General features: G+C 42.0%; 1 protein-coding gene. It reads right to left on the bottom strand.

Annotation, left to right across the window (positions count from 1 at the left end; all coding sequences use genetic code 11):
* Nucleotides 1-219: transposase (locus tag H9X84_RS12925; protein ID WP_205142739.1), on the bottom strand; the 219-nt coding region annotated here is incomplete at both ends.

Below are 219 nucleotides of genomic sequence, written 5' to 3'. Positions count from 1 at the left end.
TATCTTCCACACCACGGTTCTTCAGACCATTCAGAATAGAAAGCCAGAATTTCGCGCTTTCGTTTTGTCCCACGTACATGCCGAGTACATCTTTATATCCACTCATATCGATTCCGATAGCAATATAGACTGCACGTTTTACAATCCGGCCTTCGTTACGTACATGGTAATGGATGGCATCCATAAAAACAACCGCATAGATTTCTTCCAAAGGTCTTT

The organism is Anaerotignum lactatifermentans (assembly GCF_016902535.1).
In the GTDB taxonomy this organism is placed as follows: Bacteria; Bacillota; Clostridia; order Lachnospirales; family Anaerotignaceae; genus Anaerotignum; species Anaerotignum lactatifermentans_A.
The sequence above is the reverse complement of the archived record's forward strand: the minus strand, read 5'-3'. Positions and strand labels throughout refer to the sequence as shown.